The 6,987-nt window shown below is 71.6% G+C and carries 3 protein-coding genes; all 3 read left to right on the top strand.

Annotated features, from left to right (window positions below):
- Window positions 1–3: 3 nt before the first annotated feature.
- From Aco03nite_RS04980 to Aco03nite_RS04990, 3 genes are read left to right on the top strand one after another with little or no spacing between them, the layout of a single operon-like run.
- On the top strand, window positions 4–1,692 hold the full coding sequence (locus tag Aco03nite_RS04980; RefSeq protein ID WP_203793426.1) for a phosphatase PAP2 family protein: 1,689 nt from the start codon (window positions 4–6) through the stop codon (window positions 1,690–1,692).
- Window positions 1,689–2,813 (top strand): Gfo/Idh/MocA family protein, encoded by a 1,125-nt coding sequence (locus Aco03nite_RS04985; protein WP_203793428.1) that lies wholly within the window; start codon window positions 1,689–1,691, stop codon window positions 2,811–2,813. The genes Aco03nite_RS04980 and Aco03nite_RS04985 overlap by 4 nt, the downstream gene beginning before the upstream one ends.
- A 5-nt stretch (window positions 2,814–2,818) precedes the next feature.
- Window positions 2,819–6,922 (top strand): glycoside hydrolase family 38 N-terminal domain-containing protein, encoded by a 4,104-nt coding sequence (locus Aco03nite_RS04990; protein ID WP_203793430.1) that lies wholly within the window; start codon window positions 2,819–2,821, stop codon window positions 6,920–6,922.
- The last annotated feature ends 65 nt before the right edge of the window (window positions 6,923–6,987 follow it).

The raw sequence follows: 6,987 nt of genomic DNA on the forward strand, positions 1-6,987 counted from the left end.
TTCATGACTGCCCCCGTCCTCTCCCGCCGCTCCCTGCTCGCCGTCACGGCGGCCGGTTTCGCCGCTCCCTGGCTGAGCCGGCCCGCCGTCGCCGCGGCGATCCCCGATTTTGTCGACGACTACCGGTCCAACCTGACGGCCAACCTCACGGTCGACACCAACGCGGCCGTACGCATCCTGTCCGGCGTGCAGAAGTACTGGCGGACCGGCTCCGCCTGGAACACCGGCACCGTCCTGGACCGGGCCACGCTCCGCGCCAACGTGCGGTTCTGCGAGACCCGCACCGCCTCCCGGACCGCCGCCGAGGGCGCCCGTGCCTTCGTCGTCGACCGCCAGCACCAGAGTTACGCCGTGATCGCCGGGCTCGGGCCGTGGGCCGCCGCCTACCGGACCGCCGCGCTCGCGGTCACCGGCATCACCGAGGCGCCGGCCACCACCCCGGCCACCACGGTCAGCGACTTCGTCCCGGCGGGCGCACCGGCCGGCGCCACCAACGGCGCGGGTTCCCCGACGTCCGAGCTGGGCCAGATCGTCACGCTGGTCAACACGGTCCGCGGCAACTGGTCGTCGTCGAACCCGGGCAAGTTCGCCGTCCAGTACCCGCGCCCGTGGCGGATGACCACTGACAGCACGGTCGTCGACACCGGCGCCGTCGACGAGTTCGGCTTCCCGGTCTACCGGTCCAAGGTCGTGGTGGTGCCGCAGCTGCTGCGCCAGCGCGGTCTCACCCCGGCCGACGACGGCGGTTTCCCCAGCGGCCACACCAACGCGCTGTTCCTGGCCGCGCTCTCCTTCGCCTACGCCTTCCCGGAGCGGTACCAGGAGCTGCTGACCACGGCGTTCGACCTGGCCGACACCCGGATCACCGCGGGCATGCACTCGCCGCTGGACGTGGTCAGCGGCCGGATCCTGGCCACCGCGCTCGCTGCCGCGATCTTGAACGACCCGGTGAACGTCGAACTCAAGGCGGCGGCCCGGGCCCAGGCGCAGGCGTTCCTCGCGGCCAATTCCCCGACCACGACTGATGGGTACGCCGACCGGGCCGCCAACCGCAGATCGATCCTCCCGCGGCTCACCTACATCCTCCCGCGCACCGGCCGGGACAAGCCGCTGACCGTGCCGAAGGGCGCCGAGGTGCTGCTGGAGACCCGCCAGCCGTACCTGACCGCCGCCCAGCGCCGCGCCGTGCTGCGCTCGACCGCCCTGCCCGCCGGATACGCCCTGCTCGACGGCCCGGAGCAGTGGGGACGCCTGGACCTGTACAAGGCGGCCGACGGCTACGGCGCGTTCGAGTCCGACGTGGACGTGACGATCGACGTCGACGACGTCTGGCGCAACGACATCTCCGGCCCCGGCGGCCTGACCAAACGTGGCACCGGAACCCTCACCCTGACCGGCGCGAACACCTTCCGCGGCGGGATCCGGATCCTCGGCGGCACCCTGGCCGGCTCACTCGGCCGCGGAGACCTCGAGATCCGCGGCGGGCTACGGCTCGCACGTCCCCAGAAGGCGAAGAACGTCACCATCGGGGCCGGCAGCACCCTTGTCGTGGAAGTCGGCAAACCCGGCGTGTTCCCCGCGCTGTCGGCTGACCGCGTGACCGGGAAGTTCGCCCGGGTCACCGCCCCCGGCTTCAAGGCCGAGGCGATCTACACCCGTGACTCCGTGAAGGTGAAGGTCAGCAAGGCATGAGCGTGCCACGGGTGGTGCTGGCCGGAGCGCACGGCCACGGCAGCGGTCATCTGCACAACCTCGCGCGGCTGCACGAGGCCGGCCGGATCCGGTTCGTCGGGGTGGCCGACCCGGTCGCCCTCCAGGACGGGGAGCTGACCCTGGCCGGGGACGCCCGCTGGGCCCCCGACCTGGGCGTTCTCCTCACCGAGACCACCCCGGACGTCGTGGTGGTCTGCACCCCCGTGCACACCCACACCGAACTCGCCGCGGCCGCGATGCGGGCCGGCGCGGACGTCTTCCTGGAGAAGCCGGTCGCGCCGACCCTGGCCGAGTTCGAGCACCTGGTGGCCGTCCAGCGGGAGACCGGCCGGGTGGTCCAGGTCGGTTTCCAGGCCAACGGCTCGGGCGCGGTCACCGAACTCCGGCGGCGCATCGCCGCCGGGGACCTCGGCGAGATCCGCGGCATCGGCGCGACCGGGCTCTGGTGGCGCGGCGACGAGTACTGGAACCGGGCCGCCTGGGCCGGCCGCCGGCACCTGGCCGGCCGCGAGGTCAACGACGGCGCGCTGACCAACCCGTTCGCGCACGCCATCGCCCTGGCCCTGGTCCTGGACGGCTCCGGCGGCGCGGACCCGGTCCGCCGGGTCGAGCTGGACGCTTACCGGACCCGGGCCGCGGAGTCGCACGACACCGCGAGCGTGCGGATCCTGACCGCCCGCGGCACCCCGGTCACGGTCGCCGCCACCCTGTGCGCGCAGCCGGAGAGCGAACCGGTCGTCACCGTGCACGGCAGCCTCGACAGCGTGGAGCTGCACTACACCGAGGACCTGCTGATCAGTGCCGACGGCGCGACCCGGCACCCGCGTACCGACCTGATGGAGAACCTCCTGGACCACCGCGACGGCGCCGCCGATCTGCTGGTGCCGCTGGCCGGGTGTCTGGCGTTCACCCAGGTCGTGGAGGCGGTGCGGCTCGGGCCCGACCCGCTGCCGGTCGCGCAGGAGGACCTCACCGATCTGATCGATCTGACCCGGCGGGCCGCGGCCGGGGGCAGTCTGTACAGCGAGCTGGGCGCGGACTGGGCTCGTGCGACACCGTTCATCTGGACACCTTCAGTACCGGCTCGGGAAGGCAACTGACACCCATGCGGATCACCGCGATCGAGGGCACCGATCTCTTCATCGGGACGGAGGCGGCACCCCGGCAGGTCGTCCGGGTCACCGTCGCCGCCGACGAGGCGACCGACTCCTTGCGGGTACGGATAGAGGGCCCCACCGTACGTACGCCCGAACCGGTGTCGATCTCCGCCCTTGCCGCCGGTGAGACCAGAACCGTCGAGGTCGGCGTGCACATCTCGGCGCCCGCGACGGCCGGCTCCCCGCACCGGGTGACCGCCGTCGCCGGGTCTGCCCAGCTGGACGGCCAGATCCGGGCGGCCGACACCGGCTGGACGATGTGGATGGTGTCGCACTTCCACTATGACCCGGTGTGGTGGAACACCCAGCGCGGGTTCACCGAGGTGTGGCAGCAGCTGCCCGACGTGCCGAAGGCCGACAAGCTCCGGCCGGCGTTCGTCCGGACCGCGTTCGATCTGGTCCGCGCGCACCTCGACGCGGCCCGCCTGGACGAGGACTACCGCTTCGTCCTCGCCGAGATCGACTACCTGAAGCCGTACTGGGACGTCTACCCGGAGGACCGCGCCGACCTGCGCCGGATGCTGAGCGAGGGCCGGGTCGAGCTGGTCGGCGGCATGTACAACGAGCCGAACACCAACCTCACCCACCCCGAGTCGACGATCCGCAACACCGCACTCGGCGTGGAGTACCAGCGTGACGTCCTCGGCGGCGACCCGCAGACCGCCTGGATGCTGGACGTTTTCGGACACGACCCGGCGTTCCCCGGCCTGATGGCGGACGCCGGGCTGACCTCCAACTCGTGGGCGCGCGGTCCGTTCCACCACATCGGGCCGCGCCGGCACACCGGCGACATGGAGCGGATGCAGTTCCCCAGCGAGTTCGAGTGGATCTCGCCGAGCGGTCGGGGACTGCTCACCTCCTACATGGCCAACCACTACGTGGCCGGGTGGGACGTGGAGCGCAAAGAGACCCTCGAAGAGGCCATGGCAGAGGCCTACCATCAGTACCGTGAGCTGCGGAAAGTCGCCGCCACCCGGAACGTGATGCTGCCCGTCGGGCACGACCACAACATCCCGTCGAAGTGGTGCACCGAGATCCACCGGGAGTGGGCCAAGCGGTATGTGTGGCCGCGGTTCCGGATGGGGATCCCGCGGGACTTCTTCGATGCGGTGCGGGCCGGCTCCACCGGTTTCTCGCCACAGACCCGGGACATGAACCCGGTGTACACCGGCAAGGACGTCTCCTACATCGACACCAAGCAGGCGCAGCGGGCCATCGAGACGATCGTTCTCGACGCCGAGCGCCTGGGGACCCTGGCCGGGTTGCTCGGTACCGAATACCCCGCCGTCGCTCTGGACAAGGCGTGGAAGCTGCTCGCCTACGGGGCGCACCACGACGCGGTCACCGGGACCGAATCCGATCAGGTCTATCTGGACCTTCTCGCGGGCTGGCGGGAGGCGTTCGAGCTGGGTGCCGCGTCCCGGCGGTCCGCCGTCGCCGGGCTCGCCGCCGCCGCTGACACCCGGGGTGACGGGCCGGCGGTGCTGGTCGCCAACTCGCTGTCCTGGGAACGCGGGGGAGTGGTGCGGCTCGACCTCGACTTCCCGGCGCCCGGACCGTCCGCGGTCTCGCTCGGTGTCCCCGCCGTCGCCGACGCCTTCACCACCCACGCCGATGGCACCCTCGCATCGGTGAGCCTGACCGCTCTTGCCCAGTCTGTTCCGTCTCTCGGCTACCAGGTCTGGCACGTCGGGTCGGACACCGCTGCGGCGGTCACCGGCTGGCTTCCGGCCGCCGGCGAGCCCGTCATCGCCAACGACCGGTTCTCGGTACGGATGGAGCACGGTGCCCTGACCAGCATCCTGGACCTGCGCAGCGGTCGTGAACTGCTGCGATCCGGCGGGTTCGGCGATCAGATCGTGGTGCAGGAGGAGTATCCGGACCACCCGTACTGGGGCGAGGGCCCGTGGCACCTGCTGCCCAAGGGCCCCGGGGTGTCGCCGGCCACCGCCGAGGTCCGGGTGCTGCACAGTGCCGTCGGCAGCCGCCTGGTGGCCTCGTCGGTCCTCGACGAGCTGCGGATCACCCGTGAGGTGACGCTGTACCACGGGTCGGACCGGATCGAGTTCCGCACCCACGTCGACGGGTCGATCGGGCAGGACCGCCTGCTGCGGGTCCGGTTCGACCTCGACGTGCCCGGGGCGCTGCCGGTCTCCGAGGTGGGGTTCGCCGCGATCGGGCGGTCCTTCGGCTATCCCGAACTGGACACCGCCGAGAACCTGTGGACGCTGGACAACCCGGCGCACACCTGGGCCGGCCTGTCGTCCACCGCCCGTCTCCGTTTCGCCGACGGCACCCAGAAGGCCATCGGGGTAGCCGAGGTGATCGGTTCCGGCGATCTCCGTGACGTGGTGGTGGCCCTGGTCCAGAAGGGCGTGACCTCGACGGCGACCGTCCCGGACAGCCACCGTTACGGCTCCCTGGACGCCGACTCCAACATGCCGGACATCCGGATCGCCATCGGCGAGAACTCTTTCACGGCAGCGGTCCTGGCCGAGTCGGACCCGGCGTACACGGAGCTGCTGGCCACCCACGGCCACGTCTTCATCCCGGCGATCCCGGTCTCCGGGACCGACCTCCGGGGCCCCCGCGACCTCCCGGTCCTGATAGTCACCGACCCCGCTTCTCTGATCACCGACCTGTCCGACGCAGTGATCGAAGTCAGCCACCCGCACCCCGCCGCCCGAACCACCGCTTCCTCGCCCGGCATTTCCGACTTTTCCGATTTTTCGGTAGCGGTGGTGAACCAGGGCACGCCCGGCTTCGTGATCAGCCACGACGGTTCGCTCTACGTGAACCTGATGCGCTCCTGCACCGGCTGGCCCAGCGGAGTCTGGATCGACGGCCCGCGCCGTACGGTCCCGGACGGTTCCGGTTTCCAGTTGCAGCACTGGACCCACACCTTCCGCTACAGCCTGGTCGCCGGGGAGGGCGACTGGCGCAAGGCCGGTTTCGTCCGCGCGGGCCAGGAGGCCAACCACCCCCTGATCGCCACCGTCGTCCCGGCGACCTCCGGTGACCTGCCGCCCACGGCGTCCCTCGGCGAGGTGTCCCCGCCAACGGTGGTGTTGGCGGCCTTGAAGCCGGAAAACCACAGGATCACCACCCGCGTGTACGAATCCACCGGCACCCCGGCCCAGGCCCGCATCCGTCTCCACGGCGGCCTCGGCTCCCCGGCCCGAACCACGGTCCTCGGCAAGCCGCTGCCTCTCGAGCCGCTGGCGATGTGTCCCGGTGGCGGACCGCTTCCCGACCTCCGCGAGCCGATCGCCCATGACGGTGATGTCGTCGTTCACCTCGACCCGGCCGACATCGTCACCGTCGCCGCTCAGCCGGCATCGGCTGTCGCGGTGGCCTCGCCGGTGGAGCCGGTCCAGCCGATCTTCACCAGGTACTGGATGCACAACAAGGGGCCCGCCCCGCTGGGCGGCCTGCCGGTGACCGTGCACATCGACGCGTCCGGCCCTGCCGCGCGTCTGACGGTCAGCACCAGCACCGGGCCCGCATCCGGCGAGGTGACCCTGGACGTCCCGCCGGGCTTGACCGTCTCCCCGTCCGGCCCGTTCCGTTACGACCTGGCGGCCGGTGCCCACCAGCAGTTCGACCTGACGCTGTCCGGTGCGGCGGAGGGCGGTCGCCATCTGGTGGCGAGGATCGTCGACCCGCAGGGCCAGCTCCTGGAGGACGCGGTGACCCTGTCCCCGGCCGAGATCCAGGCCGACCTGACCCCGGCGGCGCTGACGGTGACCCCGGGTGAGACCGCCACCGTGCGCCTCGCCCTGCACAACCCGGGCGCGGGCCCGCTGCGAGGCGAGGCCCAGCTGTTGTCCCCGTTCGGCACCTGGGGGGACACCGGTGACGAGCTGTCGATCCAGCCATGGATCCAGGGCTACGCCCTGCAGCCGGGCGAGTCGGCCACAGTGGAGTTCACCGTCCGAGCGGCTCCGACGGCCCGGCCGAAGAGCGAGTGGTGGGCCTTGGCCAGGGTCACGGCACTGGGCGAGGTCGCGTACACCGCTTCGATCTCCTTGTCCGTCGCCCTTCGCCCCTGACTGCCCGGCCGGCCGGGCATCACCCTTCACCTCCGGCCGGCCGGAGGGCTTCGCCTTTCGCCTCC

This window comes from Actinoplanes couchii (assembly GCF_016862075.1).
In the GTDB taxonomy this organism is placed as follows: Bacteria; Actinomycetota; Actinomycetes; order Mycobacteriales; family Micromonosporaceae; genus Actinoplanes; species Actinoplanes couchii.

Bases quoted from the DNA above. Each gene is read 5' to 3' on its own strand.
- Aco03nite_RS04980 (WP_203793426.1), top strand. From the start codon at position 4: ATGACTGCCCCCGTCCTCTCCCGCCGCTCCCTGCTCGCCGTCACGGCG.
- Aco03nite_RS04985 (WP_203793428.1), top strand. From the start codon at position 1,689: ATGAGCGTGCCACGGGTGGTGCTGGCCGGAGCGCACGGCCACGGCAGC.
- Aco03nite_RS04990 (WP_203793430.1), top strand. From the start codon at position 2,819: ATGCGGATCACCGCGATCGAGGGCACCGATCTCTTCATCGGGACGGAG.